General features: G+C 61.2%; 33 protein-coding genes. 14 read left to right on the plus strand and 19 right to left on the minus strand.

Annotated features, from left to right (window positions below; genetic code table 11):
- The first annotated feature begins 6 nt into the window (after positions 1 to 6).
- The gene (locus JOH52_RS09265; RefSeq protein ID WP_010970156.1) at positions 7 to 2,268 is read left to right on the plus strand and encodes a membrane protein; all 2,262 of its coding nucleotides are present in this window, start codon (positions 7 to 9) and stop codon (positions 2,266 to 2,268) included.
- A 130-nt stretch (positions 2,269 to 2,398) separates the two neighbouring features.
- On the opposite strand, the gene rpoH is transcribed toward JOH52_RS09265, so the two are convergent.
- Entirely contained in the window at positions 2,399 to 3,304 is a 906-nt protein-coding gene (gene rpoH / locus JOH52_RS09270; RefSeq protein ID WP_003527567.1) for an RNA polymerase sigma factor RpoH, read from the minus strand.
- 197 nt (positions 3,305 to 3,501) lie between these two features.
- On the minus strand, positions 3,502 to 4,533 hold the full coding sequence (locus JOH52_RS09275) for an RluA family pseudouridine synthase (protein ID WP_003527565.1): 1,032 nt from the start codon (positions 4,531 to 4,533) through the stop codon (positions 3,502 to 3,504).
- Between the two features lie 29 nt (positions 4,534 to 4,562).
- On the opposite strand from JOH52_RS09275, the gene JOH52_RS09280 reads away from it, so the two are divergent.
- Complete coding sequence (locus JOH52_RS09280; protein ID WP_010970155.1) at positions 4,563 to 4,946, plus strand: hypothetical protein; 384 nt, start codon at positions 4,563 to 4,565, stop codon at positions 4,944 to 4,946.
- Positions 4,947 to 4,950: 4 nt separating this feature from the next.
- The gene (locus JOH52_RS09285; protein WP_003527563.1) at positions 4,951 to 5,778 is read left to right on the plus strand and encodes a TrmH family RNA methyltransferase; all 828 of its coding nucleotides are present in this window, start codon (positions 4,951 to 4,953) and stop codon (positions 5,776 to 5,778) included.
- Positions 5,779 to 6,008: 230 nt separating this feature from the next.
- On the opposite strand, the gene JOH52_RS09290 is transcribed toward JOH52_RS09285, so the two are convergent.
- The 15 genes from JOH52_RS09290 to JOH52_RS09360 all read right to left on the minus strand — a co-directional run bounded on the left by JOH52_RS09290 (position 6,009) and on the right by JOH52_RS09360 (position 15,257).
- A complete protein-coding gene (locus JOH52_RS09290; protein WP_010970154.1) occupies positions 6,009 to 7,091 on the minus strand; it encodes a coiled-coil domain-containing protein in 1,083 nt (360 codons plus the stop codon).
- Positions 7,092 to 7,239: 148 nt separating this feature from the next.
- Positions 7,240 to 7,842 carry a DUF1134 domain-containing protein gene (locus JOH52_RS09295; RefSeq protein WP_010970153.1) on the minus strand — a complete coding sequence of 201 codons (603 nt, stop codon included), beginning with the start codon at positions 7,840 to 7,842 and terminating at the stop codon, positions 7,240 to 7,242.
- Between the two features lie 301 nt (positions 7,843 to 8,143).
- A complete protein-coding gene (locus JOH52_RS09300; protein ID WP_017265554.1) occupies positions 8,144 to 9,316 on the minus strand; it encodes a tyrosine-type recombinase/integrase in 1,173 nt (390 codons plus the stop codon).
- On the minus strand, positions 9,309 to 9,527 hold the full coding sequence (locus JOH52_RS09305; RefSeq protein WP_017265553.1) for a hypothetical protein: 219 nt from the start codon (positions 9,525 to 9,527) through the stop codon (positions 9,309 to 9,311). The genes JOH52_RS09300 and JOH52_RS09305 overlap by 8 nt, the downstream gene beginning before the upstream one ends.
- Positions 9,528 to 9,608: 81 nt before the next feature.
- Positions 9,609 to 9,848 carry a helix-turn-helix transcriptional regulator gene (locus JOH52_RS09310; protein WP_017265552.1) on the minus strand — a complete coding sequence of 80 codons (240 nt, stop codon included), beginning with the start codon at positions 9,846 to 9,848 and terminating at the stop codon, positions 9,609 to 9,611.
- Positions 9,845 to 10,042, minus strand: a complete 198-nt coding sequence (locus JOH52_RS09315) for a hypothetical protein (protein WP_017265551.1) — start codon at positions 10,040 to 10,042, stop codon at positions 9,845 to 9,847. The genes JOH52_RS09310 and JOH52_RS09315 overlap by 4 nt, the downstream gene beginning before the upstream one ends.
- Positions 10,039 to 10,311, minus strand: coding sequence for a hypothetical protein (locus JOH52_RS09320; RefSeq protein ID WP_017273599.1), 273 nt, complete (start codon positions 10,309 to 10,311; stop codon positions 10,039 to 10,041). The genes JOH52_RS09315 and JOH52_RS09320 overlap by 4 nt, the downstream gene beginning before the upstream one ends.
- Positions 10,253 to 11,077, minus strand: coding sequence for a hypothetical protein (locus JOH52_RS09325; protein WP_141333356.1), 825 nt, complete (start codon positions 11,075 to 11,077; stop codon positions 10,253 to 10,255). Before JOH52_RS09325 ends, JOH52_RS09320 begins: the two co-directional genes overlap by 59 nt.
- Positions 11,074 to 11,244 (minus strand): hypothetical protein, encoded by a 171-nt coding sequence (locus JOH52_RS09330; protein ID WP_017266570.1) that lies wholly within the window; start codon positions 11,242 to 11,244, stop codon positions 11,074 to 11,076. Before JOH52_RS09330 ends, JOH52_RS09325 begins: the two co-directional genes overlap by 4 nt.
- Entirely contained in the window at positions 11,241 to 11,891 is a 651-nt protein-coding gene (locus JOH52_RS09335; RefSeq protein ID WP_017266849.1) for a hypothetical protein, read from the minus strand. Before JOH52_RS09335 ends, JOH52_RS09330 begins: the two co-directional genes overlap by 4 nt.
- Positions 11,888 to 12,166: a hypothetical protein gene (locus tag JOH52_RS09340; protein ID WP_017266848.1), complete on the minus strand. Its 279-nt coding sequence runs from the start codon at positions 12,164 to 12,166 to the stop codon at positions 11,888 to 11,890. Before JOH52_RS09340 ends, JOH52_RS09335 begins: the two co-directional genes overlap by 4 nt.
- Entirely contained in the window at positions 12,163 to 13,113 is a 951-nt protein-coding gene (locus JOH52_RS09345) for a RecT family recombinase (RefSeq protein WP_017273020.1), read from the minus strand. Before JOH52_RS09345 ends, JOH52_RS09340 begins: the two co-directional genes overlap by 4 nt.
- Positions 13,110 to 14,111, minus strand: coding sequence for a hypothetical protein (locus JOH52_RS09350; protein ID WP_127650826.1), 1,002 nt, complete (start codon positions 14,109 to 14,111; stop codon positions 13,110 to 13,112). The genes JOH52_RS09345 and JOH52_RS09350 overlap by 4 nt, the downstream gene beginning before the upstream one ends.
- A 188-nt stretch (positions 14,112 to 14,299) precedes the next feature.
- Entirely contained in the window at positions 14,300 to 14,614 is a 315-nt protein-coding gene (locus JOH52_RS09355) for a hypothetical protein (protein WP_017275134.1), read from the minus strand.
- 145 nt (positions 14,615 to 14,759) lie between these two features.
- Positions 14,760 to 15,257 (minus strand): helix-turn-helix domain-containing protein, encoded by a 498-nt coding sequence (locus JOH52_RS09360; protein ID WP_017275135.1) that lies wholly within the window; start codon positions 15,255 to 15,257, stop codon positions 14,760 to 14,762.
- A gap of 112 nt (positions 15,258 to 15,369) precedes the next feature.
- Between JOH52_RS09360 and JOH52_RS09365 the strand changes: the two genes are divergently transcribed.
- From JOH52_RS09365 to JOH52_RS09410, 10 genes are all read left to right on the plus strand, one after another.
- On the plus strand, positions 15,370 to 15,618 hold the full coding sequence (locus tag JOH52_RS09365) for a transcriptional regulator (protein WP_127650824.1): 249 nt from the start codon (positions 15,370 to 15,372) through the stop codon (positions 15,616 to 15,618).
- 139 nt (positions 15,619 to 15,757) lie between these two features.
- Positions 15,758 to 16,342: a ribosome modulation factor gene (locus JOH52_RS09370; protein ID WP_127650822.1), complete on the plus strand. Its 585-nt coding sequence runs from the start codon at positions 15,758 to 15,760 to the stop codon at positions 16,340 to 16,342.
- A 13-nt stretch (positions 16,343 to 16,355) separates the two neighbouring features.
- On the plus strand, positions 16,356 to 16,802 hold the full coding sequence (locus JOH52_RS09375) for a GcrA family cell cycle regulator (protein ID WP_024310777.1): 447 nt from the start codon (positions 16,356 to 16,358) through the stop codon (positions 16,800 to 16,802).
- A 94-nt stretch (positions 16,803 to 16,896) separates the two neighbouring features.
- A complete protein-coding gene (locus JOH52_RS09380; protein WP_231234198.1) occupies positions 16,897 to 17,349 on the plus strand; it encodes a hypothetical protein in 453 nt (150 codons plus the stop codon).
- Positions 17,346 to 18,011 (plus strand): hypothetical protein, encoded by a 666-nt coding sequence (locus JOH52_RS09385; RefSeq protein WP_017266237.1) that lies wholly within the window; start codon positions 17,346 to 17,348, stop codon positions 18,009 to 18,011. Before JOH52_RS09380 ends, JOH52_RS09385 begins: the two co-directional genes overlap by 4 nt.
- Entirely contained in the window at positions 17,950 to 18,384 is a 435-nt protein-coding gene (locus JOH52_RS09390; protein ID WP_234834451.1) for a hypothetical protein, read from the plus strand. The genes JOH52_RS09385 and JOH52_RS09390 overlap by 62 nt, the downstream gene beginning before the upstream one ends.
- Before the next feature lie 2 nt (positions 18,385 to 18,386).
- Positions 18,387 to 18,971: a RuvC family protein gene (locus JOH52_RS09395; protein WP_014529274.1), complete on the plus strand. Its 585-nt coding sequence runs from the start codon at positions 18,387 to 18,389 to the stop codon at positions 18,969 to 18,971.
- A complete protein-coding gene (locus tag JOH52_RS09400) occupies positions 18,968 to 19,528 on the plus strand; it encodes a hypothetical protein (RefSeq protein ID WP_141333550.1) in 561 nt (186 codons plus the stop codon). The genes JOH52_RS09395 and JOH52_RS09400 overlap by 4 nt, the downstream gene beginning before the upstream one ends.
- Before the next feature lie 1,291 nt (positions 19,529 to 20,819).
- The gene (locus JOH52_RS09405) at positions 20,820 to 21,404 is read left to right on the plus strand and encodes a hypothetical protein (protein ID WP_014529276.1); all 585 of its coding nucleotides are present in this window, start codon (positions 20,820 to 20,822) and stop codon (positions 21,402 to 21,404) included.
- A 161-nt stretch (positions 21,405 to 21,565) separates the two neighbouring features.
- Entirely contained in the window at positions 21,566 to 21,796 is a 231-nt protein-coding gene (locus JOH52_RS09410) for a hypothetical protein (RefSeq protein WP_017266954.1), read from the plus strand.
- A 255-nt stretch (positions 21,797 to 22,051) separates the two neighbouring features.
- Here the strand turns inward: JOH52_RS09410 and JOH52_RS09415 are convergent, their stop codons facing one another.
- Positions 22,052 to 22,219 carry a hypothetical protein gene (locus JOH52_RS09415; protein WP_017266952.1) on the minus strand — a complete coding sequence of 56 codons (168 nt, stop codon included), beginning with the start codon at positions 22,217 to 22,219 and terminating at the stop codon, positions 22,052 to 22,054.
- Between the two features lie 129 nt (positions 22,220 to 22,348).
- Between JOH52_RS09415 and JOH52_RS09420 the strand changes: the two genes are divergently transcribed.
- Entirely contained in the window at positions 22,349 to 24,169 is a 1,821-nt protein-coding gene (locus JOH52_RS09420) for a COG3904 family protein (protein WP_014529278.1), read from the plus strand.
- A gap of 384 nt (positions 24,170 to 24,553) precedes the next feature.
- Here the strand turns inward: JOH52_RS09420 and JOH52_RS09425 are convergent, their stop codons facing one another.
- Positions 24,554 to 25,531, minus strand: a complete 978-nt coding sequence (locus tag JOH52_RS09425) for a hypothetical protein (RefSeq protein WP_017274727.1) — start codon at positions 25,529 to 25,531, stop codon at positions 24,554 to 24,556.
- Positions 25,532 to 25,568: the final 37 nt, after the last annotated feature.

Here is a 25,568-nt window from a genome sequence, read left to right on the forward strand (position 1 = left end):
GTACTGATGGCGGATTTTGTTGCAGTTATTCGCAGGACGGTCGACGGCCTGTCGGAAAACACACTGGAAATGCGAGGCAGGGTCTACGAGAAGGCGCGCGGTGCCGTACGCCGTCAGCTCGAGAGCATGAATCCAAGGCCCTCGGACGACATGATCAACCGCCAGCTCAACAAGCTGGAACAGGCAATCTCCGAGGTTGAAAGCGAACACGCCGAAGCCCTGCCGCCGGTCGAGGAGACCGAAGCTATCGAGCCGGATACGCTCGAAGCACCGCCGAGCGACGAGGCCGCCACACCGGTAACACAGGAGGCGGAGCCCGAGGCACTGCCGGCCGCATCCGTCGAAGCGGAACAGACCGCTCCAACTCCGGTCGAAGAGCCTGCTTCGGACGCCGCCCCCGAAGAACCTGAAGATCTGGTGCAAGCGGCCCCCTATGAGGAGCCGCCTGCACCGGTTGCCGAGGCGCCCACGGTCGACACGCGCGAAGGGGCACCGCTTCACGATGAGGAGCCGGTAGACGCTGCCCCCGCCGTTCCGCAACGGGATGAGCCGGCCGAGGAACAGCAGCCGGTTGCCGAGGCCGATGCGCAGCAGGAACATCCGGCCGAAGACGTGACGGCCGCCGGGCCCGATTCGCAGGATGTCAGCCGCGATGAGGCAGAGATCGAAACGCATCCGGCCGAGCCGGCGCCGATGGAGGTCCAGGCCGAGGATGTGCCGGACAGGCCGGGACCATCCGAGTGGGCCTTGCCCGAATGGGAGGATACCACCCCCGCACGGCCGAGCGAGACCCCGGCCGAGCCGGAAGACCATAGGCAGGACGAGACATCGCCGGCCGAGCCTGAACGGCTTGGCATACATCCGGTCGAGCCGGAAAAGGCGGAAACGCAGCAGCAGGGCGGCGAGGCCGACGCAGCGCGCTCCTGGTCATTCGACGACAGCGACCCCTTTGCCCAAGGAACCGAAGGCAAGAAGGACCGGCCGGCCGACGAGCCGGAAATTTCCGAATGGTCGTGGCCCGTCGAGAAGGCTCCGGCGGCCGCGAACCAGGAAGAGCGTGCCGGCACGGCCTGGGACCATGTCGATGATCTGCTCGGTTTTGACGACGACGGGCGAACGGCGAATGGTCCGACGAGCAACAAGGACAAAGACAGCAGCCTTGCCGCGCCGCCGGCGGTCCCTGCTCGCCCCACTTCCTATCGCACCACGCCCAAGCCCAGCCGGTTCAGCATCAAGCGCCTGTCGATCGGCGCGGCGGTCGTGCTTCTCCTCGGCGCCGGCGGCTACGCCTACTGGCAGAACAGAGAGGCGGGCAATGCCTGGCTCACGGGCATGGTCGCGAAGCTCATGCCGGGTGATCCCGCCGAGGCACCGGCACCGGCGACGCCCGGTAGCGAGGCCGAGCCGGCGAACCGACCGGCCGAACAGTCCGGCATCGAGGAAAATGCAGCGCTTTCGGATGCTGCATCCACCAAGTTCACTCAGCGGCTGCTTGCCGATGGAACGGAAATGGACGAGGGACCTGCCGTCGCGAACGAGACGGCAGCTTCTCAGGAAGGCAAATCCGTCGCCGCACGGACGCATGCGGTAGAGCCGCCGAACGCCAATGCCGGCGTGCAGCAGGCGGCAGCGGATCAGACAGCCTCGCCGGGGCCCGGCCAGGCCGCCAGCGAGGCAGCGCAGCCCGAGGTTTCCGTCGCCGATGGCGAGAAGATGTTCCTCTATGAAGAGAGGCTCGGCCAGTCCTCACCGACCGCGATCCCCGGCACCGTTGCCTGGTCGATCAAGGAGGAATCGCCCGGCGGCGATGCCAAGCCCGAGCCCGCGATCCAGGCGCAGATCACGGTTCCCGATCGTGGCCTCACGGCACTGATGACCATCAAGCGAAATGCCGATCCGTCCTTGCCCGCAAGTCACGTGATCGAGTTCGTGTTTTCGCTGCCCGAGAGCTTCGAGGGCGGCGCCATCGACGGCGTCCAGCGCGTTTCGATGAAGCGAACCGAGCAGGACCGCGGCGATCCGCTGATCGCAGTCCCGGCGAAGATCACCGACGATTTCCACATGATCGCGCTCAACGATTTTGCCGAAGCGGTCAGCAACAACACCGAGCTTCTGCGCAGCCGCAGCTGGATCGATATCCCCATCACCTATCGCAACGGCCGCCGCGCGCTCCTCACCTTGGAGAAGGGGCAGGGCGGAGCGGACGCCTTCAACAAGGCCTTGCAGGCATGGGGCAGTCCCGGCAGCACAGCTTCCAGCGGGCAGTAGAGCACTTCCCGGAAAAGTGGGTAACGGTTTTCCGTCCGGTAGTGCGTGGTTTCAGAGCACATGAAGACATGAAAAAATCCCGGCTGGGTGTCCAGCCGGGATTTTCGTTTGTCGAGAAATGAGTGGTCCTTTAAGCGCCTTCAACCACGCGCAGCGCACTGGCTCGTTCCAGCGCAGCCTTGCGCACGGCCTCCTGCACCTTTTCGAAGGCACGAACCTCGATCTGCCGCACGCGCTCGCGGCTGATGTCGAACTCGGTCGAAAGATCCTCCAGAGTTATCGGTTCCTCGGTGAGGCGGCGGGCCTCGAAGATCCGGCGCTCACGATCGTTCAGAACCTTCATGGCATTGGCCAGCAGTGCGCGGCGGCTCTCGAGCTCGTCCTGTTCGATCAGGATTTGTTCCTGATTGTCGTGATCGTCCACCAGCCAATCCTGCCACTGGCCGGAATCGCCTTCGCTCGCCTTGATCGGCGCGTTGAGCGAAGCGTCGCCCGAAAGGCGACGGTTCATCGAGACGACCTCTTCCTCACTGACCTTCAGGGTCGTGGCGATCTCCTTCACCTGTTCCGGCTTGAGATCGCCTTCATCGAGCGCCTGGATGCGGCCTTTCAGCCGTCTCAGGTTGAAGAACAGGCGTTTCTGGTTGGCCGTCGTGCCCATTTTGACCAGAGACCACGAACGCAGGATATATTCCTGGATGGCAGCCTTGATCCACCACATGGCGTAGGTCGCGAGGCGGAAGCCGCGATCGGGCTCGAACTTCTTGACCGCCTGCATCAGGCCGACATTGCCTTCGGAAATGACTTCGCCGATCGGCAGACCGTAGCCGCGATAACCCATCGCGATCTTGGCGACGAGGCGAAGATGGCTCGTTACGAGCTTGTGCGCGGCCTTGCGGTCGTCATGCTCCTGATACCGCTTGGCGAGCATGTACTCTTCCTGCGGCTCGAGCATGGGAAATTTGCGAATCTCGTCGAGATAGCGGTTGAGACCGCCCTCTCCAGCAGCAATGGTCGGCAAGGTATTGCGGGCCATGAAGCACCCCCTTTGTGCGTCGCCGGCCTCCGGGACGGCAGGCCGGGCCTGTGGGTCTTCATCCAAGACCCCACGAGGCTAATAGATAAGTGCGGCGAAAGCATGATTCAAGGAATCCAGTTTCACGCTGTCGTGAAACTGGAGAAAGAAATCGGCGAATTGAAACGCCTATAAGATCGGAATCTTCACACGCAAATTCAAGGGGCTCCGGCCCGCAGCGCCGCGATCAATTCCTGCATATCCGCCGGCACGGGCGTTTCGAAATGCATGGTCTCGCCGGTTGCGGGGTGTTCGAATTGCAGCATGAAGGCGTGCAGGGCCTGTCGCGGAAAGCGATTGACGGCGGCCCTCGCCGGTTCCGGCAGCAGATTGGCCTTGGTGCGGAAGGCCGCGCCGTAATCCGGATCGCCGATGAGCGGATGACCGATATGGGCCATGTGCACGCGGATCTGGTGCGTACGCCCGGTCTCCAGATGGCACTCGACGGTGGAGGCGAGAGAGGTGCCGTCCGGTTTCTCGTGATAGCGCTCGACCACCTCGTAATGCGTGATCGCCTCGCGTGCATCGTCGCTGTCTTCGCGTTTGACGGCCCGTTTCGTCCGGTCGCCCGCCCGCCCCAGCGGTGCGTCGATCTTGCCCTTCAATTGGCGCGGCCGGCCCCAGACTACGGCGCGATAGGCGCGCTCGAGCGGCCCGTTGCGGCCATGGTCGGCGAACTGATCCGAAAGGTGGCGGTGTGCGGCATCGTTCTTCGCGACCACCATGACGCCGCTCGTGTCCTTGTCGAGGCGATGCACGATACCGGGGCGCTTGACGCCGCCGATGCCGGAAAGGCTGTCGCCGCAATGGTGGATGAGCGCGTTGACGAGGGTTCCCGTCCAATTGCCGGCGCCCGGATGCACGACCAGACCGGCCGGCTTGACCAGTACGATCAGGTCGGCATCCTCGTAAAGCACGTCGAGCGGGATCGCCTCACCCTTGGGTTCGGGATCCTCCGGCTCGGGCAGTGCAATCCGGAAGGAGTCGCCGGGATGAACCTTTCGCTTCGGTTCGGTGACGGTCGCGCCGTTGATCGAGACGGCTCCTTGCTCGATCAGGCTCTTGATGCGATTGCGCGAAAACTCGCCCGCAAGCGCTTCCGTCAGGAAGGCGTCGAGGCGCCCGGCCGCGTCATCGCCTGCCGTCAGGACTTTCCTATTGCCGGGCGCTTGTTTAAAGGGATCGTTCATTCCGTTCCAATTCCGATAGAAAGCCGACCATGACCGCAATCGAGCCTGAAGAACAGGAAGACAAGCCGCTTGACCCCGCGATGGAGAACGTCCGTCGCAAGATGGTGCGCCTGCAACTCGTCTCGGCCGGCGTGATGCTGGTGATGCTTATGGCCGTCCTCGGGGCGATTGTCTACAAGCTGACCCGCACGGACGGAAGCGCCGAGGCGGCGCAGCCGGCCCTGAGCGTGCCCGGCGATGCGCCGGTAAGTGCCATTGCGGCGCTGCCGGCCGGCTTCTCGGTGAGCAATGTGGCGCTTTCCGGCTCGCAGCTCGTCTTCTACGGCAGTTTGCCCGGTGCGGAGCCGCGTGCGATCGTTTTCGACATCAAGGCTGGCCGCATCGTCGCCGACGTCACGGTCAGGACCAACTGACGACATGACTGAGCCTCTCCTTCGCATCGACGACCCGGCGGACCCGCGCATAGCCGGGTTCCTGTCGATCAAGGAGCGCGATCTGACGGGACGGCAGGGCCGCTTCATCGCCGAGGGGACCGTGGTGCTCAGGATGCTTGCGGCTGCGCATCGCGAAGGGCGCGGCATCGCAGCCGAGGCGATCCTGCTCCTCGAGAGCCGGGTCGCCGGCGTCGCGGAGCTGCTCGCGCAGTTTCCGCCGGACGTTCCGGTCTATGTGGCCGCCAGCCGCGTCTTCGACGCGATCGCCGGGTTCAACATGCATCGCGGCGTGCTGGCGCTCGGCCGGCGCGATGCCGCGCCGGGCCGCGATGCGCTGATTGCAGGCTTACCGCAGTCGAGCCTCGTGCTCGCCGCCTGCGGCATATCGAACCACGACAATATGGGATCGCTCTTTCGCAACGCTGCGGCCTTCGGGGTCGATGCGGTGCTGATGGACTCGACGAGCTGCGATCCGATGTACCGCAAGGCAATCCGCGTATCCGTGGGGTCGGTGCTGACGCTGCCCTTCGCGCGCGAGGGTACGGCGGCGGAGCTGATCGAACGTCTTCAGACGGCAGGTTTCGTCGTCTGGGGTTTGTCCCCGCGCGGCACCGCCGACATCAACGCAATCCCGCCGGCGCCGCGCACCGCATTGCTTGTCGGCACCGAAGGCGAGGGACTGCCCGAAACGATCCTTTCGCAAATCCGCACGGCCCGCATCCGGCAGCGGCCCGGCCTGGACAGCCTCAACGTGGCGATGGCGGCGGGCATAGCGCTGCATCAGGTTGCAAGCATCAACGGCAGGATTTGAGCGCAACGGCGAGCGTTTAGGCAAGATGGGTGCGGATGCTGCCCCTCATCCCGCTGCCGCGACCTTCTCCCCGCCATGCGGGGAGAAGGGGCCAGCCGCAGGCTTGAAAGCTGATCTCCAGGGAGGACAATCCAGGCGAGACATCGCCGCTTGTGCCTTCGCCCCGCTTGCGGGGAGGAGGTGCCGGCAGGCGGATGAGGGGCATGCCGCCTTCGCCAGGCGCCCTGATCTCATTCGGGCTCCAGCATCTCCTTCACCCGCCGCGCCAGGCTCCTTCGGCCTGCCTGCCCTTCGGCATCCTCGCCGGCAAGAAGGCCGTGGATGGGCGAGGTGTCGCCCTCGCGCGTCGCCGTCAGGGTGACCATGCCAGCCGCGATCTCGGCCATCTCCTCGCGGAGCGCCTCGTCGTGAGCAGCCGATTTGGAGCCGACAAGGCGTTCGGAGAGCGCTGTCGCCCGGTTTCTGAGATCGTCGGAAAGCGCGGTCGTGTCGAGGCCTTCCGTCGCGGCGTCGTGCCCGTCCGCATGCTTCGAACGCTTCGCACCGCGCGTTTTGACCTGCGACCTCAAATGGGCGATCTCTGCCGCGCGCTGTTCGAGGGCACTTTCGCGGTCGGCATTGGCCGCCGTTTCGCGGGCGAGCCGGTTTTCGAGTTGATGCATGCGTGCCTCGTCTCCGGTGAGGCGCAGCTCCATTTCCCCGGCGCGGGCGGTTTCTGCCTTCAGGTTGGCGCGCAAAGTCTCGCGCTCGTCATGCATCGCTCTCATCCGGCTCTTCAAGTGCTCGATTTCGGTGTCGCGCGCCGCAAGGTCTATCTTGAGGCCGTCGAGGTCCGCGCTCTGCTTGTCGATCCGGCTCTGCAGCGAGCGCACGGTCTCGGAATTCGCACCGTTCTCTCGTGCCGAGCTCTTGGCAGCCGCCTCCATGCTTTCCAGGCGTTGCTCCAGTTGACGGATGGCAGAGCGCATGGTGGCCGCCTCGACGTTCATATCCGCCAGCTGCGCCTGAAGTTCGGTGTTTTCGCTCACCAGATGGCGCGTGTCCCTCAGGGTTCTTTCATGCTGAACCATCAGCGCGACAGCCTTGTCGCGCTCGCGGCGCAGCGCCTGAAGCGTCTTGGCGTTTTCGACGGCATAAGTCGCGCGCGCCGCATCCCTTTGCGCGCGCACTTCCTGCGGGCTCAGAGGCATCGTTGCCTTCAGCCTGTCCTCCGCAAAGCGCACGATGCGCCTTTGGATGGCGGGTGCGACGAGAAGGCCGATGACGACCGCCGTCAGGAAGCCCAGGGCAAAGAGGAGCGCATATTCAATCACGTGCGGGCCGTTTCAGTGTGGACCGGGTCTGCAGCAGGCAGTCATTCGCGTTCATGCAGTAAGCATGATGCAGGAAATGCTGCAACAATTACCGCAAGCTTGCACGTCTTTTCGAAGGGCAGTTCATCGGCGCCGTGCCGCGGGCGCCTCAGAAGGGGTTCCAGGTCGGCTGCTGCGTCAGCTTGAGATAGCCGACATTGATACCGAGCCTCGCGCCGATGCCGGTGCGGATCGGCACCACCACGACATGTTCGTCCGTCAGCACCGTCATGCCGACGCCGGCGACCACGTAAGCCGAACCGGAGACGCCGCCGAAGCGCTTGTAAAGAGCCGGGACGCTCGGCAGATTGTAGACGAGCATCATGGCGCGGCTGCCCTGGCCGCCCCAGTCGAGCCCGAGTGACGGGCCCTGCCAGAAGACGCTGTGCTGCCCCACATTCTTGGTATGGAGCTCGCCCTCGCCATAGGTGACGCCGGCGATGAAGGCACCGGATCCTTCCTGGCCGAGGATATAGCCGTTCGGCAGGCCGTAGCGCTCGAAGGCGCGCTCGACGACCTTGGCAAGGCCCCCGGACGTTTCGCCGAAGAAACCATGACCGGCGTCGACGATCTCCTGCATCGTGTACTGGCTTGAGTTTTGCGATTGCGCCTGTGCGCCAGAGGTGCCGGCGATCAGGGTGCCGGCCACCAGGGCCATCATGGTCACAATAGCGCGGACAGCCATCAGGGTGGTCTTCATCATCGGCTGCATCGTTTCCTCCGTCGGGGCGCGAAAGCGGCTCGCGCGCCGGCCGTCATGACCGGCTCTTCCATCGGCTGCGCCGTCGGTGCCGGCACGGGCCATTTTCACAAGCATGCGCGCGGGACGCACTAGCATTTGGAACGAGTGCACCTTATCGGCTTCCAGGAACCCACCTGAAATCGGGGTGCTCCGACAATTTGAACGGATCATCTTAACAATCGGTTTACCAAATGTTTTTCGAAGTCGTTTAGTTAACAAAGGGTTAAGGGCGGGTTATCCAAGGGTTATCCAAATGGGGTTATCCAAGCGCCTACTTTACAATCTTCAAGCCGGGCGCCTTTCTCCTTTTTGCCTCGCCAGCGGCGACCTTGTCCATGGCATTGATTGCTAGATGCACTTGCCGCGCCTTGCGCGAATATAGCTCTGCCTGCGATGGGCTGTTATGGCCGAGAACGTCCATCATTTCGCGCGTTGATGCTCCAGTTTCCGCCATTCTCATGCCGAGGGCTTTTCTCAGGCCATGGCACGAAAGGGCGAGGTCGCCAGCAAGCCGTCCGGCGGGCAAGCCAGCAGCGCGCACCCATTGAATCATCCGGCCCGATAGAGTGCGAGGGCTGTAACCCCGCTTCCAAGATGAAAGCAATACAAAGTCAGTGTCGCGCGAAAGCGGCGCAAGTTCGTGCGCTAGTTCGGGTGTGATTGGCAGGAAAACCGTCTGCCCTTTTTTCTTTTTCCGGCCCTTGAAAGGCAGGATTTCGAAGCCCTCGACGGTGCGCTCTTCCCCGTTGATTATCATGCGTTTTGTCGTCAGATGATCCCATCGCAGGCGAGCGATATCGGAGGCGCGCAGGCCAAGCCAGACCCCCAATGCGAAGGCAACGCGAGGCGTGCTGCCGAGGGGATAGAACTGTTCAAACTGATCACATTGCTCGGGCGTCCAAGTCGCGTGGCCGTCTGTATCGTGCCGATAGTCCTTCATCATCTTGTAGGTGGGGTCAGCTGTTATCCACTCGTTTTCGATGCCGATCATGATCAGTTTCGAAATGCAGATCAGCATGATTTTCTGCATGGTCGGCGTGTCTTTGTGGAACTGCAGCCATTGTTTAACGTGCGTGCGCTTGACCTCTGCAAGGGGGCCGTCGCCGATGATTTCACTGCCCGCCTTGCGCGTCAGCAGCGTCTCGATCAGGCGCCCGTAGCGGTCGCGCGTCGAGAAATCGAGTTTCAGCCATGCGCCCGACTCTTTCAGCAGTTTGTAAGCATGCTTGATACTTCGCGGGCGGACGCCGCCGGCCAGCAAAATCACGTTGGTCTTTGCGGGGCGCCCGCCGACAATCGCCTCATAGGCGGCGTCGAATTCGGCTGAGTGGGGCTCGCCGGGAATAACGGTGTCCTTGTGACCGGCCTTTCGGAACCGCCAGCGAGTTTTGCCGTGGCGATCTGTGAAGGATGAAACATGGGGATAATCGGGATGCTTAGGCATCGTCGCGTCCTCCAAGCGGCCACGGCCTCGATATCGCTTGCATGGCAAGCAAAAGCGTTTTCGGATAGCGGAAGCCGCGCCCCTGCTCGATCCCCTGTAGAGTGCGGGTGGGGAGCCCGAGCAGGCGGGCGGCGGTGTCGGCGGAAAGCCTCTTTCCGCGCCATTCCTTGACGGCGCTGGCTAGGGCTTCTGGAGTCATCTGGTCTTGCATCTTGCGGTTCCTTTCCCCTTGATTGGGGACCGCACTCTGCGCATAGTGCGCAAAACGTTGCAACGCAGGGTGCGCACTCTCCTATGAAAAAGCGCGATCAAAATAATTGCCGCGCTCTTGATGAGGCAATTCGCTGAAAGCGATGTCCAATTCCACGCGATCCCATACCCGCCGGCCATCGATCGCGCGGGCTTTCGGCATCCGGCGGTCCCTTACCATCTCGTCAAACTTTGTCAGGCCGACGCCGATATAGCGCGCGGCCTCTTCCCGGCTTAGGCCGCGCGGCGGGTAATAGATCGTGTCGGATTTCGGGGCGGTCATAGCGGCAACCTCGTCTGCAATTCCTCCTCATCGGCCCACCGCGAATAGTCGTCCGCGATTGCCTGCATAACCTCGATTTCATGCTCGGCGGATTGCTGCCGCATGCGGCCCTCGGCGACGAGCCGGGAATAGACCCACCGCCGCTGCTTGACCTCGCGGGCGGCGCAATTTGCTTTTTCGCGGTAGCTGATCATTGGCGTGTCATCTCCCTATCCGGGTGCCCCTCTGGGCCGAAAAGGATCATCTCGTTGACGTGGATCAGATCGCCGACGTTCTTGATAAGGGCGTCGAGCATCTTCTTGCGCATGCCCGGCGACCATCCGGCAATGAAGGTGGCGACCAGATCGGCAAGCACGACGCTCTGGACCTCCGGCGGGTGGCCGGCCAAGTGCGGCTTAATCGCGTCAACGATCAGATTGACCTGATCGCAGATTTCCTTTGCCTCTTCCTTCGTGACGACCATTGCCGTTCTCCTTTGGCTTGGCGGCCAGCGCATGGAGATAGCGGGTCGCCTCCGGGCCTTTGATATCGCCCCGAATTAGCTGTTCCGCCGTTCGGCAGCACGCCTCAACAAAGGGGATATCGTCGGGCAACTGTTGCACCCACGCCGCCTTGACGGTCGGGGCGAGGTTTTCGAGCTTCCACTGCGCCGAGGTTTCCTCATCGGTCGCGAATTGCAGAAACTTCGCGATGCATTCGTCCCGATGCGGGGTGGCAGTGGCGGCGGGGTTGCCTTCGGGATTGGGGGATTCGCCACCGCCGCTGCCTGCGTCGGCCTCGCTTGAGGATGAGGCCGGCGGTTCATCGTCGCCGGGATCGGGCGACTCATTGGAAAGCGTCTCGGGATCGATGCCAGTCACGCGCTGCAAATACAGCATGGCGTCTTCGTAGAATTCCTCAAATTCGGGCTCGGTCAGATCATTCAGGCTGCGCGGGTACATGATCCGCACGTTGCCGGCCTTGCCGCCGTCGTCCATCAGCCCGAACGTCCGCTTTATCGCGTTCGCGGCGTCTTTAACGGTGCGCCAGGGCGTGTTGCAATTCCTGATAACGAGTCCGAGGATCGCCCAAAATTTGCGGCGCTTCTTGCTTTGCGGATCGGTGATCGGCTGGACGAACATCGTCGTGCCATGCCGGTACGACTCGAGCCTTTCGGCGGAAAAGGCATCGGCCGGCGTAAGCTTGCCGGGGCCGACTGTCAGTCGGAGCGGGGGGATATCGTTCTTCATTGCTCTATTCCCATCAATCGCCGTGAGAACCGCGAATAGGTCGCGCCCATCCTCTGGTAGATCAGGCGGTCGGCATCGCGGTCGCTTTCCAGCGCCTTTTCGTAATTGAGGGCGGCGAGGCGCTGGTATTGCTCGGCACGCCACAATTGCTCCTCGTCCTTCGTCATGCTGGCACCCGATCGGCCAGCAGGGCGTCAAAGCGTTTCCGCATGCGCTTGAGTTCCGACATCGCCCCGCGCCCGTCGCGCTTGGCGACCTCCTCCAGATGGGGAATGCCCGAGGCGATGGACGCCTCGATTTCGGCGCGGGTCGCGGCGCGTCCGCCTGCATAGAATTCGAGCCCTTCCGGCTCGCCGACGAAGAACAGGACGCCGTTTGAAACCTGCATCAGGCTATAGAAGCGCGTGACCCAAATCGCGGTCACGCCGGGATTGCGCTCGATCATGATCCCGGCGACCTCGCGGGCCTCGGGCAGATCGCGCTCGCGGCGCTTGGCGTTGGGATTGGAAAGAAAGGGGCATGCCTTGGCGGCAAAGACCGCGCAGTCGTAATGCGATGGTGGCTCGGAAGATACCCGGTTTATGCAGCACATCGGGCCGAGGGCGAACGCCTTGCGGGTGCCCATGACATCGCCGCAAATCCAGCAAAGGTTCCGCCTGACGCTTGCGGCCATGTGGTCGTGGCTGACGAGGCGAAAATCCGGTTCGCCTTTCTTGTCCACGACGCCGACAAACTTCGGGATGGGGAAGCCTCGCTTGTCGCGAGGCAACCGGGCGATGCGGGAGGGCATATGCTTGAATTCGCGCCGGCTCATTTTTTCAGCACCTCCCTTGCGCGGACGAGGGCGGCGCCGAACGTCCATGGCTTGGGCTGCGCTACTCGGTTCCAGCCGGGCGGCAAATCGCGCGCGTCCAGCCCATAGCGGCGCAGATGCGCCCGTTCGGAGTCGACGAACGCATGGGGGAAGCCACGGCAGCGGAGATATTGCGCCAGCAAGCACTCGCGGCAGCTGATGTAATCATAATATTGCTCCGGGTCCTGCGCGGCCAACCAATCGATCAGGGCGGCATTGTCGAACGTCGGTCTCATTTCGGATCCTCCTTTTCCATCTCGCGCAGGCGGCGCGCTTTGATCTTCTGGCAAATCTCTTGATCAAGGTCGGAGCCTTCGAACCGCGCCATGGGGTCAAGCTCGGTCCAGACTTCCTCCACGCTCGCGGCGTCTTTCGCCTCGGCCAGCCGGTCGCGCAGTTCGTCAAAGAATTCCGCGTCGGGGATTGCGTCGGCATCGACGCCGCCCATTTCCTCGCGATCGGGGTCGGGCTCGTCATCAAGGGGGGAGGCCGAGTCTACCGGCGGCTGCCCGGTCCCTGACTCGACCTCCGTCGCGTCACCCTGCGCCGTCTGGATTTTTTCACCAGCAGGGCTCTGCTGACCTATGCGCGGCGCGCGCGGCGCTGGCGGCAATAGGGCAATGTTCTGGTCTTCGGCGATCCGCCGGCCCTCGTCCTCGTCGTAGATGCCGGCAAAGCCGAAGGCATAGCGGGCGCATTGCATCAGCGCCTTGTGGCGCAACATGCGGTTCTTCATTTTCCATGGATCGGTGTCGCGCCAGCACTCGGCGAGGTATTCGGTGACGGCGGTCGGGTGGCTTCGGTCCTTGCGATGCATGATGCACGTACAAGAAATCGGATCGCCGTTGGCATCGCGCTCCCACGTGAATTCAAAGCCATCGCAAGCCGGATGCGAATTGACGAGGTTGATCCACCCGTCAATCGAGACGATCGGCACGACGCCGCCGCCGCGCTTCGGATAGGCGAAAATCTCGCGCGTCAGCGGGTTAAGGTCGTATTTCTTGGCGACCAGTAGGAACGCGGCAAATTCCTCGCGGGTCAGCGGCCGGAATTGCTCGCCCTTTTTTGGCGTCGGCGAGCATTGCGCCCGCACCGTCATTTCGAAGGCATCGGCCTCCATGCCGAATTGCCCGGCCATATCGATCAGCACCGACCGGCGTGGCGCTTTTGCAAGCTGGTTCATACGACTGTCCTTTCCTCGACAATCTCCATTCCAGGCACCGCGACGTTGGCTTTCGCCAAGCGCGCGCAGGCCTTATCGGCGGCGTCCTTGATTTCTTGGCTGTCCTTGATCGAGGCGAGGAAGGTGTCGTTATCCACGATCCGGCCGACGCGGCGGGTGCGCAGCGATGTCTTCGCGCCAGTCCGCCCGGCTTGCGGGCGCCTGTATTCCGCCTCGCGTTCGGCCTCTTTCGCGGCGGCCAGCTTTTCGCCGGCCTCGCGCTCGGCCTCGGGCGTCTTTGCCTTGCTCAACGTTTCCTCGGCCTCGCGGCGCAAGCGCTCGGCTTCGGCGGCGGCGGCCCGCACGCGCTCCTTTTCAATCCGGTCCTGCTCTTGGAGCCACGCAAGCTGATGGCGTTTCAGGAGCTTCTGCAGCCCCTCGGGCTCCTCGCGCAATTCGCGCCATTTGGAGTCGATCTTCCGGGCCTTGACGAGAACCGGCGCCTTTTCATCGGCGTGCAGCTTGTCGGCCCGATTGGCGATATCTTTGAGCCGCCGCGCCCATATGGCCGCCTTGTCGGCTTCCTCCTTGCTGGCAATCGGTTTTTTCAGGAAGGCGAGGGCCTGTTCCCTTTCGCCGACCCATTCGATCCGCAGAGCCTCGTATTCATCAGCCCCGGCGCCGCTGTTGTGGCCAAAGCCGGCCGCTGGCCGCTCGGGCTCGTCGGCCCATCCGTTGCCGGCCTTGGCGCGGTCAAACGCTTCCTCGCTGATAGGCTGCTTGACCGCCCACAGAAACAAATCCTCGATCTGCTCGCGATCGACGGGGCGGCCGGATCGCGTCGCGTACCAATCGCCGTCAGCGCCCCGCCAAAACTGCACCGGCTCCCAATCGCCGTCCTTGCGGCGGACTCGGAAATAGCCGGTCCAAGGCTCGCCTGGATGAATGGTGAGTTTTCCGGTGCCAATCTTGCTCGGATCGGCGAGCGCGGCCTGCCATTTATCCCAATCGTTTTGCACGAAGTCCTCCCTTTGATGGAGATCTTTATGAAAACAATAATTGCACATACCCGCAAGAGGCGTGTAAATGATATTTGCAAAATGGGAGGAATCTCTTCGCTGGCTAAGGTCGAACGAGACCTGCGCGGAGAATCGCCCCCGAAGCGCTTCTGGCGGCATCGGGCGGCGTCAAGATATCCAAAGGTGTATTATCGATCGGCTCGCGCGATGGACCGGGCGGCCTGCTGCTTGGCGCGCATAATGTCGATATCGGCGTCGGTCAGCGTCATCGAGATCGGCGCGCGCCGTGGGAAATGAAGGTGGTAATTGAATTGCTCGGCGGCCGGGTTGAACCGGACATGGCTCCTCTGCACGTCCGGGCGCGCGGCGCGCCGGATCACCTCGGCGAATTGCCGGGCCGGGTAGGGGGCATTTCGAACGCTGGAGATCATCGCTGCGAGGGCTTGGCTGGCCTCATGCTGGAGCCAAGCGGCGTCGTCAAACGATCGGATCAAAACGGCCATTCGCCGGCCGTCCTCCGTTTGCAGGTGGGCGACGAAATGATCGCCCACAGCAACGACGTGAAAATTTGTCAGGGCCGGGGGAAGTCCATCCTCTGAATCAATTGCTGACGATACCAAGAGTCTACCCATAACCGCATGAATCCTCTCATAAAGTTGGTTTCCGCCGCTTTGAATATTCCCCCGCTTTAGTCACCTCGGGCAAGTCAAGACCCGAGTCCTTGTCGCCCCCTGGCTCCTTCCGTCCTAATGCTCGCAGCCGGTTGTCAATCATGGTCTGAAAGTGCTCATAGAGCGTTTCGTATTCCTCCGGCGGCAGCAGTTCCAGCTTCGCATCGATGCTCGGCTTTGCGATCGGGGTGCCTTTCCCCTCGGCAAGCCAGACCCACGAAATGTTGAATTCCTTGGCGATCATCATCAGGTGATCGCGCTTCATCCCGACGCCGATCTCCCAATTTCCTACGGCGCCTCGGGTCACCCCAAGGCGTTCAGCGAAATCAGATTGTCGGTGATATCCGAGAATTTCTTTCCTGAGAAATCTGATGCGTTTGCCAAGCTGGATAAGCTCTGCATGCTTCTCAGCCTCCCTTTTTTTTCCCGCCGCTAGTTCAGCGCGGCTCCCTACTTTCCTTTTCGCACTCGTCACAGGTGCATTTCCCCCACCTAGGTTCAACCATGCCACACGCCAGCTTAACTTGTCACCGTGAAATTCTCAAAATGTCTTGATCCCTCGTGAAAATGTTGTTTACATTTGTAGCATGAACGTGAGCAAAGAAAATTTATCCACTGATCCTCGCGCCATTGCATGTGAGGCCGCCAAAACGCGCGCAGGCGGGGCGAAGTTCCTTGCCCAACGGCTCGGCGTTTCGCGCCAGCTGGTCCATGCCTGGAAAATCATCCCGGCAAAGCACGTGCTGCGCGTCGAAAGGGAAACCGGCATTTCCTGCCACATTCTGCGCCCCGACGTATTCGGCCCGGCGCCAGCGAATAAGGAGGCGGCGGAATAGCCGCCTGATGTGTCCGCCGACCATGCCCCGGCCGGCGGGAAAGGCCACCGCGCCCCCACTCTCCCGCCGTGGGGCTTTCCTTCCCTCCACGGCGCCCTCGCGACGCGGTGGCCGCCCCTAACCCAAGAGGAGGCCCCCAATGCCCGCCACCATCGGCGATAATTCCAAGGACCTTACGCCAGCCGAGCAAAAGGCCCTCTACATGCACCACTTCGGCGCCATCCTGAAACAAACCGAGATATGCAAAGCCGAGAACGCCGAGCGCCTAAAGCTTCGCAAGCAGGCCAAGGCGGACGGCATCGTCCTCGCCGACATCGATTTCGGCCTCCGCTGCGCCCAGATCGAGGACCCTTCCGTCATCGTCAATGAGCAGAAGCGGCGCGCCGAGATCGGCGGCTACTTCGCACTTCCGATCGGCGCTCAATCAGAATTCGACTTCGACCGCGAGCGGGCCGTCGATCGCGCATGGCGGGAGGGCGAAAGGGCTGGATATGAAGCCGTCAACGCCGACACCAACCCCTATGACGAGAATTCGGCACAGGGCCGGGCATGGGCGAAGGGCTGGAAAGAGGCGCAGGCGGAAATGGCCGCTAACCTACAGTCCGCCATGGAAAAGAAGCAGGCCGATCGCGTGCAGAAGGCCGCCGATCTGGCCGCCGCTGATGATGGCGAGAACGATCCCGAGGACGACCACGAGGCCGATCCGGCCGAAGCCGCCGAATAGGGGGGCCGCCGCCATGCAACCCGAGAAAGTAATCTGGAAAGAGGCCGACCGGGACAAGGTGGCCGAGATGCTCAAAAAGGGCTGGTCGGCCGCAAAGATCGGCCAAGCGATGGGGATTTCCCGAGGCGCGGCCATCGGCCGGATTTTCCGCAATGACCGATTAAGGACGCTGATGAAGCGCCCGCCCAAAGCCGCAAGCCCGAGGAGGTGGCCGGTGAAGAAAGGCGCGCGCTCGACCGGGAAAGAGAACCCGGCGCCGGTCCTCCAGCTGCCGCCGCCACCCATGCGGCTTGTGCCGCTAGCCGAGTTGAAGCGCGGCGATTGCCATTGGCCGGCGAGCCCCCATGGGGCCGCCCCGGATCAGCATCTATTTTGCGGCGCCGGCACCCGCAAGGGCGAGAAATGGTGCCCCTATCATCAGCTGATCGGCTATCAGCCTCGGGCGCCGCGCCATGGGTAAGCGTTCCGACTTCCCCCGGCGCAAGGCGGACGATTACGCCACGCCCTTGAAGGGGGTCACGCCAGTGCTCCCGCATCTTCGCGCCGAGGGGATCGTGACCTTTGTCGAACCGTGCGCGGGCGCCGGCAATCTGGTTGCGCATCTATGCCGCTTTGGCTTCCTTTGCGCTTTTGCCCGCGATCTGCGCGACGGCTTCGACGCCCTGACCTGCGATCCAAACACTTTCCAAGGCGCCGACGCCGTCGTGACGAACCCGCCGTGGACGCGGGCGGCGCTCCATCCGATGATTGAGCGCTTTTCCGATATCCTGCCGACATGGCTCCTGTTTGATGCCGATTGGGCGCACACCAAGCAAGCGGCGCCCTACCTCGATTATTGCTCCCACATCGTCTCTGTCGGCCGGCTCAAGTGGATACCTGACACGAAGCACCAAGCCAAGGATTCCTGTGCGTGGCACCGCTTCGACCGCCGGCATTCTGGCGGCCCGCACTTCATCGGCCGCCCCTCAAATGAAATCGCAAAAAGTTACGTGGAGGCGGCGCAATGACTGCGGAACTCGCCCGATACGATGCCATGTGCCGGGCCATCGATGAGGCCTACCAAATCGATGAGGTCAAGGATATCCGGGACAAGGCGCTGGCGTTGGAGGTCTATTCCCGGCAAGCGAAAAACATCGAAGCGGAACGCCGCGCGTGTGAAATCCGGCTCCGGGCCGAGCGCAAGGCCGGCGAGCTGCGGCGCCAAGAGGAAAAAAGCAGGGGCGGGCGACCTGCAAAAAACCCTCCCGACCAAGCCGGGAAGGTTTCGACCAATGCGGAGCGCCGCGCCGAACTCGGGATTTCAAAAGATCAGGACGAGCGCTGGCAAAAGCTCGCTGCGGTTCCCAAAGAGGAATTCGAGGCGGCACTCGCCGAGCCGGGCGTGCCGACCGCGAACAGCATCATCGCGAAGATTGCTGAAAAGCGATCGAAGCCCATGGACAGCGCCGCCCTATGGCTTTGGGGCCGCATGAAGGACTTCGAACGGAACGGAATTCTGGCCGACGATCCCGACCGCGTTTGGGCGGAAATGGCGGATCACATGCGGGCAGATATGCGCCGGCTGGTACCGCGCGTCTGTGAATGGCTCAACCAATTGGAGGCGTCAAATGCCGAACAAGGGAACATCGGAGGCCGCGAGGCTGCGCGAAATTCTGTCCGCCGTGTATGAGCGGCGGAAAGATGAAGCCCGCGTGAGCCCGTCGTGGCTGGCGACCGAGGCAATGACCGAGCTTGACCCGGATCGGGAGGCGCCGCCTCTGGTCTATCTCGGTTGCCACTTGGAGCTACGCCAGATCGCGCGGGAATTCTGCCGAAAGCGCTTCGAGCCGGAAGATGATGGGGAGGCGCATGATCTTTTCCCCGATCTACAGGCCCGCTATCCAACGGCGCGCTCATCCAAGGATGACCCCGAATATGTGAAACTCGAATGTCTGAATCGCGACGACATTGCCTTTAACGTCAACCGGCTTCGGTCTGAGGCCGCGCGCAAGCTGGCACACGCCGACGCTTTGGAAGAATACGGCGAGTTGCGGGCGGCCTGATAATGCTGATCCTCGGCCTCGACCAGTCCATAACACGCACCGGGTTCGCGCTCTACGAATACCCCGGTGACGAGCGAGACATGCGCTGCGGCTCGTTTTCGTGCAAGGACGCGGGCGATCCCGAGGAAAAATGCGAACTGTTCGCGCGCCAGTTCAAGCGGTTGGTCGGGCCGAAAGATCGCCGCCCCGATTTCATCGTGTGGGAGCGCGCCCGGCGGCGCATCTCGGCCTATCCCAAGAAGCCTAACCCCGATCTGCTCGGGCTCGGCGGCGACGATCCCGCCATCTGGACCGTCAACGCCGATCAGCTGCTCTTGCCGGAAATCCAAGGCATCATCCGGGGCGAGGCAATCAGCTACCGCATTCCGCATGAGTCGGTCCCGCCGGCCACATGGCGCGCCGCGATCTATGGCAAGGGCGGCGGCAAGCTGTCGCGCGCCGACGCCAAGGCGCAAGCGAGGGCCTATTGCAAGGCGCTTCGGATCGCGGCCGGCAACGAGGACGAGGCCGAGGCCGCATGCATCGCCAGATGGGCCGCGACCTGCTCGCAAAAACTCCGCCTCCTATTTGCCGAGGCGGCAGCATGACGGCGGAACGGTGGATGCGCTTCTATCCGTCCGACTGGCTCGGAGACCCCGCCTTGCGCACATGCAGCTATGCCGCGCGCGGCCTCTGGGTGGACATGCTTTGCCTCATGGATGCCGCTAAGCCTCGCGGTCATCTCAAGCTAGGTCGCCAGAAGGTCGATGCACAGACGCTCGCCACGCTGACAAACGGCACGCCGAGGCGGGTCGAAAAGCTGCTGGCCGAACTGCAAAAAGCGGGCGTTTTTAGCGTCAATTCGAGGGGCACGATCTACTCCCGGAAAATGGTACGTGAAGAAAAGTGGAGCAAAAAGGGAAAAAAGATGTCGGCGGCTCGGTGGTCGAAAACTGCTGAAAATAAAGCGGAATTCGGCACAAGCAATGCTCGCAGCATGACTCCAGAATCCAGAGTCCATAATAAGCAAGAATCTTGTAGCTCTAGACTCGGAGCCGCGCGCGCGAAGCGCCACCATCAGCCCGACCACGATCCCCCCGATTTCAGCAACGATCCAGTGAACCCAAGCGAGGCGCTTTTGCGCACTCGCATCGTCAAGCATTGAACCGAACGGAGGAAGCTATGGAGCTAAGTGAGTCGCGGCAGCGTTCAGGTTGCTGTCAACGGGGATTGCTAGAAGGTTTGTTATCCGGACAGCAGACGGGAGCGATTGAAGTGGCAAACGTCATGAAATTCCAATGTGCCCGATCACGGCGTCGCGAGCGACGCAGACCATACGCAAACACCTCACGAAACAGGGAAACTCCAATGAAAAGATCATCAGACAAGACCCACGCAGGTCTCGCGGCATCGCCGCAATTTCGGTCTTGCTGGCTGCGCACAATACTTGCTGGGACCGCGCTGGTCCTGGCGACGACTGCTCAGGGTCCGACCGCAAGCGCCGGCGCCGTCTACGGTTTCACGCAAGTCGTGTGCGCGCCTGAGGACAAAGTCTGTGAGTTGGGCCGTGAGGCAGAACACCAGAACTTCGTGGAAGGGTGCAGAGAGGCCGGTGGTACTTCGGAGGGTAATACGTGCGTAATTTAGGAGTTAGGCGACGCGGGTGCGCGGCGTTAAGATTGACCGGGCCATGCGCTTCAATGCGCATGGCCCCGAAGGGCTGATCAATGGCAAGGCTCCCGGTCTGCCATCACGTTTGAACGATCACCAGCACGGAACTGGCTCTCAAACCGCATCGCAAAATCTACCAGGACATCGTCGCTCATTGCTGCGACGCCCGCCGCAAGCTCCAAAGTCAGCCTCGGCGCATCATGTCCATCGGGCAGAGAATGGGCAAATAGGTCTTGATCAATGAGAGGCCGTATTGACCACAGAAATACAGAAATTGAGGAAGAACCCATTTATCTGCCAAGCGACAAGATGAACTCTTGCTCGCAGCCAGCGCGCAGAACCTCAGAAGGTTGGCAAAGCTCAGGCCTGGGCGTGAATGCCCACGCGAGTGCAGCAATAAATTTGCGAACCCCTAAAACACCGCCCAGAGGCTCCGACCGCGCTCAAACTCGAAGTGTTTTCAAAGATATCCGCCCAGGAGCCGTGATTAAAAATCTAACGGCCGTGCGAGTGCCGCGCGAAACCCCAAAAAACTCATAGTTGTATAGGAGCGACGAAAGGTTGTAGTTTGCCCATGCTTATTCGACCAATGCTTACCTAATGCTCTGAGTGGTGGACCTAGGTCGAAAAGGTCGAACTTTTGACGATAGCAGAAGGCCCGAGCCGTCGCCTAACGGCAGCAGGCTTCCATACTCACTTCTCGGTTCAGGCAATTTGGGATTGGCTTATTAAATCTCTGATGGTGCGATCGCTTCGATCGTCACATCGCTAACTGGAGCGTAAAAATGGCAGATAGTTATCTAAGGTACGGCGATACGTTGAGGATAGCCAACTCATACGGAGGACAGTTGAAGGGCGGCTATCTCGGTACTGGCGGGCCGTCGAACGTACCTGGTGCTGTGAGCACTGTTGGCGCCTATACGGACCCCAACAAGTTCACGCTATGGAAAATATTGCCGGGCGGCGATCAGAAACTTAGACAAGTCGTTAACAGTGGTGATCGGATTCGCCTTAAAAATACCAGCGTTGAAGATACCAGCGATGAAAATACAAATTTGCTGGCATTATTCAGCTCCAAACCGGCGGCTACTAACGGTTATCCCGTGGGTACCACCAATATTCTTGATGATGAAAGGATTACCCCCGCCTGGTACATCCTTGTTAGTACCCGAAGTGAAACCAATGATCCAGGTTTGGTCGACCGGAATGACATATTTTTGGTCGCTAGTTTTGGTCCACGGGCAAGCGTTTTGGACACCAACGGCGTAGGCAGTGGCGGTTTCAGATACGACGTCACGGGTGCCCGTCTCGTCAATCGTGACGGCGGAAGCGGCTCTTGGGTAGTGCAGACGTCATTGACGCCGGATTGAACGCGGGTAGCTTGTCGGATACTGTATACGGGCCTCAGCTCAAGGTAGAGCGCGAGGCCCGTTTGCCTGCTGAGGGACATGCGCCACCAAGGCGTAATATAAGGCGAACCTTTCGCACTAAGCAGTCAGTGCGACTGATGCAAAAGGGAGGACATCATGAAGTGGACAAATGGCGACTGCCCCGTCTCAACGAGCCGGCGCAAGAGGCGTTGCCGAGATTGGGGGACTTCGCCGAGATCACCTGCCCTACCTGCGGTAGATTCAGGATCACCCGCACTGCTTTAGAGATGATCCGTGGTCGGGATCTTGATGGCAGGCAGTTCGCGCTTACTCAGGCGAAGCGCAAAGCGCTGGAAGGCAAAATACCGGTGATCGACAGTTACATGCTGTGATGCGAACGGTGCGGAAGCTATCGTTCATTTTGCTTGGAGCCGTGCTGGCAGGCTGCAACAGTTCATCATCAAGCGAGTGGCGCGAGGTCAAGACCAGCTCTTACGAGTCGCGTTTCGAACGTGCGAAGGCCATCTGCAACGGGCGAGCCGCTCAAACGCAGGTCATCGCCGGAAGGCTCTGGATTGCCGGTGCAATCGCAGCAAACAGCTCGTTTAACGCCTGTATGGCGGAACAAGGGTTCGCGCCCAAGTGAGCTAGCAGCCCGCCGAATTGCGCCTGAAGATCAACACCCACTGACACGGGCTGCGCTCGATTACCTGGTGGAGCGCATACCCCGCGGCCGCCTTTTCATTGATGAAGGCTCGCATGCTCTTGAGGTTGTCTGGGCCGGTATCGAAGTGCTCGGCTAGGTATTCGGGCATCCGCATCTCCTCAAGGCTACGGCCTCGCGATTGAGCTACTGCGCTCTCAGTGGGTCCCCTTTGCCCTCGCGTTCGACCGACGAGACTGCGGCGGCTGTATCGTCGTCCGACACTTCAGGTCGAAGCAGCATGCCGTTCGCATCGTTGCTCCGTTTGTTGATGATCGTTCAGATTGCACTTGCGCTGCGACTTGATAACATGTTCGTCTGGCGTATGGGGGCGAAAGTGACTGTGTTGCGTATCGTTTTGCTGGCATTGGTCGCATGCGTGTGGCTCACCTTGTCTGCGCGGGCGGAGATTATCCTTCAGCGCATCGATACCGATCGCGGTGTCGTCATTCTCCTCAAGGGGGCGTTCGCCCTCGCGGACGATCCACAGGCGCTAGCCCGAGAGGTTTCCGCCACAGGAGCAAAGGTTATCACCTTCGACAGCGATGGCGGAAATGTCGTCTCCGCTATCGCCTATGGTCGGGTTATTCGGTCGCTGGGTCTCTCCAGTTTTCAGCCGCGTGCCACGCAGTGCGTTTCCGCCTGTGCGTTAGCGTTCGTGGGCGCCGTTATCCGACATGCTGAACCCGGCTCCATCGGCGTGCACCAATCGTCATTCTCGGCGAACGCTGTTCTGGATGGCCATACAGCAGTCGCTGCGGTACAGCAGATGACCGCGCAGATAATGACGTATCTGCTTGAGATGGGCGTCGACCCGAAGCTCCTGCAACTCAGCCTGTCGGTGGCACCCAACGATATGCGGTACCTGACAGCAGCCGAAATGGACGAATACAATGTGACGGCGGGGCTACAAAACGCCGTTCCCGAAACACTACCTGACACCACAATGACACCCTCGGACGAAACCACCGCTCACGAGGAAGAAGAAAGGCCCCTCACAAATGAAGACAGGGCCCTAGCGTTTGTCTCTGCCTATTACCAGGCGTGGTCGCTGGGAAATGCGGAGGCGCTCGTGTTTATGGATCGGGCATATAACGAGACAGTGAGCTTCTACGGGAAACCAAGGTCGCGGATTTATGTTGTCGACGAGAAGGTGAAGTTCGTCATGCGCTGGCCGGTCCGGGCCTACAACGTCAAGCCGGGCACCGCTACGGTCTCATGCGCCGCCTACTGCGTTGTTGCAGGGATCGTCGACTGGTACGCGAGGCGTGATGTCGGGTACGGAGTATCATCCGGCTCGGCGCGTTTCCTGATCTCGTGGGACCCCTCAACACAGAAGATTGCTTCCGAGAGCGGTGAAGTGCTGGATGTGGACAAGGATGCTGTGGCTCCGGTCCGCGTCCTATCTCAGTGGTACGATCAGAATGCTGTTTGCCGCGGGACCGTCGACAACACCGAAAGGACACAGGCGGCCTGTACATATCGAGAAGTGATTGCAGCGAAGTTGAAGGCCGTCGGCTGGTGCTACGCGGGCGAAGGCCAGGCCGCATATCAGACGGACTGGCATAAATGCGATATCACGGGATCGAGCTTCGCGAATGGGAGCCTTGCATCGAAGGCAGATTTCCCACGCCCCGCGCGATATGCGGTGACGGAGCGTTTCACCGGCCGAACTAAGCTTCCAGATTTCCGCGGGAGAGACCGAAAGTTCAACTCGTTCCGCACCCGAATCCGCAACGGCATGCGCGAAGGCCCCAACTTTGCGGGGCATTTCTCTGTGATCCAGATTGGATGCGGAACTGGGTGTACCTTTGCAATTGTCGGGGACAATAACAGCGGAAGACCAGCCAATTTCCCGCGCGGCGGTGAGGAAAATATGTACATGCAGCTTCACTTCGAGATAGGAAGCCGCCTTCTAGCAGCGCAGTGGCTCGACTATAAAGCCAATAAGTGCTTCGTTGAGTTCTTTGACTACAACCGCAAGAAGTGGGAACTGATTAGTAAGCTCGATGTCGGATCGTCTGATGCATGCTACCGGACCGTGGCCGAAAACCTGCGCTGAGAAGAGCTCGTCCGCCAATGCTGACTACCAATGTCGTTGCACGTTTGATACGCGCCGCGAACGACGTTGGTCGTCCGACCAGAGCTAACCGGATAAAGGCTCAGCCCGAACCGGTAATAAAGCCAGACGGCATGAGCAACGATTTCGATCGGGAAGCGATGGTTCCTGTAGGTGGCGCATGCTTCGACCCTGCGCCACCTACTATCGTCAAACCGTTAAGCCAAAATCAAATGACAGCACCGGTCGGCGACATGTCCGGCACTGCGGCGACAAAGAAGCGCAGTGCCAAGGCCGGCCCCATCCGGCGGGGCCGGCCGAAAGGCAGCCTTGAAAAAGACGGCTGCCAAGACAGGAGGGCAGGCTTAACGGCCTGCCCTCCGAGATTCAGCGGGCCGGAAGTTGTCCGATTTCCTCGCGCTCCGGTGCGGCGATCACTTTGTCAGGCTTCTCCTGGGCTTGCGCCGAAGGCTGGTTGCAGCAGCTGTCGAAAACAGTCTTTGCGCGCTCGGTGGCTGCGGCTCTTTCTGCACCGCTCAGTTCGTTGTATGGCTCCGTCTCGAAAGAGAATTTGCCGGAATCGAATGCCTCCCCATTGGATTGTTGGGCGACCATGGACCACATGGCCGATGTAGTCATGTCTTTTTGCCCGTAGGCGCTGAGGCCGGTCAGCAAGGCGGCAAGCTGGGCGCCTCTCAGATTTCCCTGTTCAGTCAGATGCACCGCTTCGCTCAGCCAATCCTTGTAAACGGCGGGATCGACGTCGAAGGCCTTGTTGGCAAGCTTGGCTTCGGCCCGGGCGGCATCTAGGGCGCGGAAATCCTCGAACAGGACAATGCCCTTGGCATTGACATCCCCCGCAGCCGCGGCTTCGCGCAGCAAATCGCCGGAATTGCGGATGTCTTCCGCGGTGACACCGCTGCACTGCACCTCCATCGTGCGAATCTTGAAAGCGGTGGCGGCGACAAGATCTTCGAAGTTCCTGTCGCCGCTTTTTTCCAGTTTTGCGGCATCGGCCAGATCCTGGTCGTGATGGCTCCGAGATTCGAAATAGTCGGCGCATCCCCGCGCCAGAATCGCTGCGCCGTAGGCGGGATGCCCCCCGTAATCCTTGGCCTGCAATGCATATTGCGCCGGATCCAACAGATCAAATCGAACGGGAGCTTGAGGGTCGGCAGCCAACTCCTCATTGTTGGATATGAGGATTTGATTCGGGATCGCAGGAGATTGCTGCTGGGAAATCTGTGGCAACACCTCGGCCATTGCTGCAATTCCATCCGACTGGACCGCCAAAGCTGTAAGCGATACGAGAAGGACGCGCAGCAATTTCTTTTTGCCTGTTGCCTTTGAGTCGTAGATCGGCATTTTTTTATCCTTGGATTTTGACGCCAGCCCACTGCTT

The organism is Sinorhizobium meliloti, from assembly GCF_017876815.1.
Classification (GTDB): Bacteria; Pseudomonadota; Alphaproteobacteria; order Rhizobiales; family Rhizobiaceae; genus Sinorhizobium; species Sinorhizobium meliloti.

Excerpts from the sequence above, each read along its gene's own strand:
- JOH52_RS09265 (WP_010970156.1), top strand. The coding sequence starts at position 7 with ATGGCGGATTTTGTTGCAGTTATTCGCAGGACGGTCGACGGCCTGTCG.
- rpoH (WP_003527567.1), bottom strand. The coding sequence starts at position 3,304 with ATGGCCCGCAATACCTTGCCGACCATTGCTGCTGGAGAGGGCGGTCTC.
- JOH52_RS09275 (WP_003527565.1), bottom strand. The coding sequence starts at position 4,533 with ATGAACGATCCCTTTAAACAAGCGCCCGGCAATAGGAAAGTCCTGACG.
- JOH52_RS09280 (WP_010970155.1), top strand. The coding sequence starts at position 4,563 with ATGACCGCAATCGAGCCTGAAGAACAGGAAGACAAGCCGCTTGACCCC.
- JOH52_RS09285 (WP_003527563.1), top strand. The coding sequence starts at position 4,951 with ATGACTGAGCCTCTCCTTCGCATCGACGACCCGGCGGACCCGCGCATA.
- JOH52_RS09295 (WP_010970153.1), bottom strand. The coding sequence starts at position 7,842 with ATGCAGCCGATGATGAAGACCACCCTGATGGCTGTCCGCGCTATTGTG.
- JOH52_RS09300 (WP_017265554.1), bottom strand. The coding sequence starts at position 9,316 with ATGCCTAAGCATCCCGATTATCCCCATGTTTCATCCTTCACAGATCGC.
- JOH52_RS09305 (WP_017265553.1), bottom strand. The coding sequence starts at position 9,527 with ATGCAAGACCAGATGACTCCAGAAGCCCTAGCCAGCGCCGTCAAGGAA.
- JOH52_RS09310 (WP_017265552.1), bottom strand. The coding sequence starts at position 9,848 with ATGACCGCCCCGAAATCCGACACGATCTATTACCCGCCGCGCGGCCTA.
- JOH52_RS09315 (WP_017265551.1), bottom strand. The coding sequence starts at position 10,042 with ATGATCAGCTACCGCGAAAAAGCAAATTGCGCCGCCCGCGAGGTCAAG.
- JOH52_RS09320 (WP_017273599.1), bottom strand. The coding sequence starts at position 10,311 with ATGGTCGTCACGAAGGAAGAGGCAAAGGAAATCTGCGATCAGGTCAAT.
- JOH52_RS09325 (WP_141333356.1), bottom strand. The coding sequence starts at position 11,077 with ATGAAGAACGATATCCCCCCGCTCCGACTGACAGTCGGCCCCGGCAAG.
- JOH52_RS09330 (WP_017266570.1), bottom strand. The coding sequence starts at position 11,244 with ATGACGAAGGACGAGGAGCAATTGTGGCGTGCCGAGCAATACCAGCGC.
- JOH52_RS09335 (WP_017266849.1), bottom strand. The coding sequence starts at position 11,891 with ATGAGCCGGCGCGAATTCAAGCATATGCCCTCCCGCATCGCCCGGTTG.
- JOH52_RS09340 (WP_017266848.1), bottom strand. The coding sequence starts at position 12,166 with ATGAGACCGACGTTCGACAATGCCGCCCTGATCGATTGGTTGGCCGCG.
- JOH52_RS09345 (WP_017273020.1), bottom strand. The coding sequence starts at position 13,113 with ATGAACCAGCTTGCAAAAGCGCCACGCCGGTCGGTGCTGATCGATATG.
- JOH52_RS09355 (WP_017275134.1), bottom strand. The coding sequence starts at position 14,614 with ATGGCCGTTTTGATCCGATCGTTTGACGACGCCGCTTGGCTCCAGCAT.
- JOH52_RS09365 (WP_127650824.1), top strand. The coding sequence starts at position 15,370 with ATGAACGTGAGCAAAGAAAATTTATCCACTGATCCTCGCGCCATTGCA.
- JOH52_RS09370 (WP_127650822.1), top strand. The coding sequence starts at position 15,758 with ATGCCCGCCACCATCGGCGATAATTCCAAGGACCTTACGCCAGCCGAG.
- JOH52_RS09375 (WP_024310777.1), top strand. The coding sequence starts at position 16,356 with ATGCAACCCGAGAAAGTAATCTGGAAAGAGGCCGACCGGGACAAGGTG.
- JOH52_RS09385 (WP_017266237.1), top strand. The coding sequence starts at position 17,346 with ATGACTGCGGAACTCGCCCGATACGATGCCATGTGCCGGGCCATCGAT.
- JOH52_RS09390 (WP_234834451.1), top strand. The coding sequence starts at position 17,950 with ATGCCGAACAAGGGAACATCGGAGGCCGCGAGGCTGCGCGAAATTCTG.
- JOH52_RS09395 (WP_014529274.1), top strand. The coding sequence starts at position 18,387 with ATGCTGATCCTCGGCCTCGACCAGTCCATAACACGCACCGGGTTCGCG.
- JOH52_RS09400 (WP_141333550.1), top strand. The coding sequence starts at position 18,968 with ATGACGGCGGAACGGTGGATGCGCTTCTATCCGTCCGACTGGCTCGGA.
- JOH52_RS09405 (WP_014529276.1), top strand. The coding sequence starts at position 20,820 with ATGGCAGATAGTTATCTAAGGTACGGCGATACGTTGAGGATAGCCAAC.
- JOH52_RS09415 (WP_017266952.1), bottom strand. The coding sequence starts at position 22,219 with ATGCCCGAATACCTAGCCGAGCACTTCGATACCGGCCCAGACAACCTC.
- JOH52_RS09420 (WP_014529278.1), top strand. The coding sequence starts at position 22,349 with ATGCCGTTCGCATCGTTGCTCCGTTTGTTGATGATCGTTCAGATTGCA.
- JOH52_RS09425 (WP_017274727.1), bottom strand. The coding sequence starts at position 25,531 with ATGCCGATCTACGACTCAAAGGCAACAGGCAAAAAGAAATTGCTGCGC.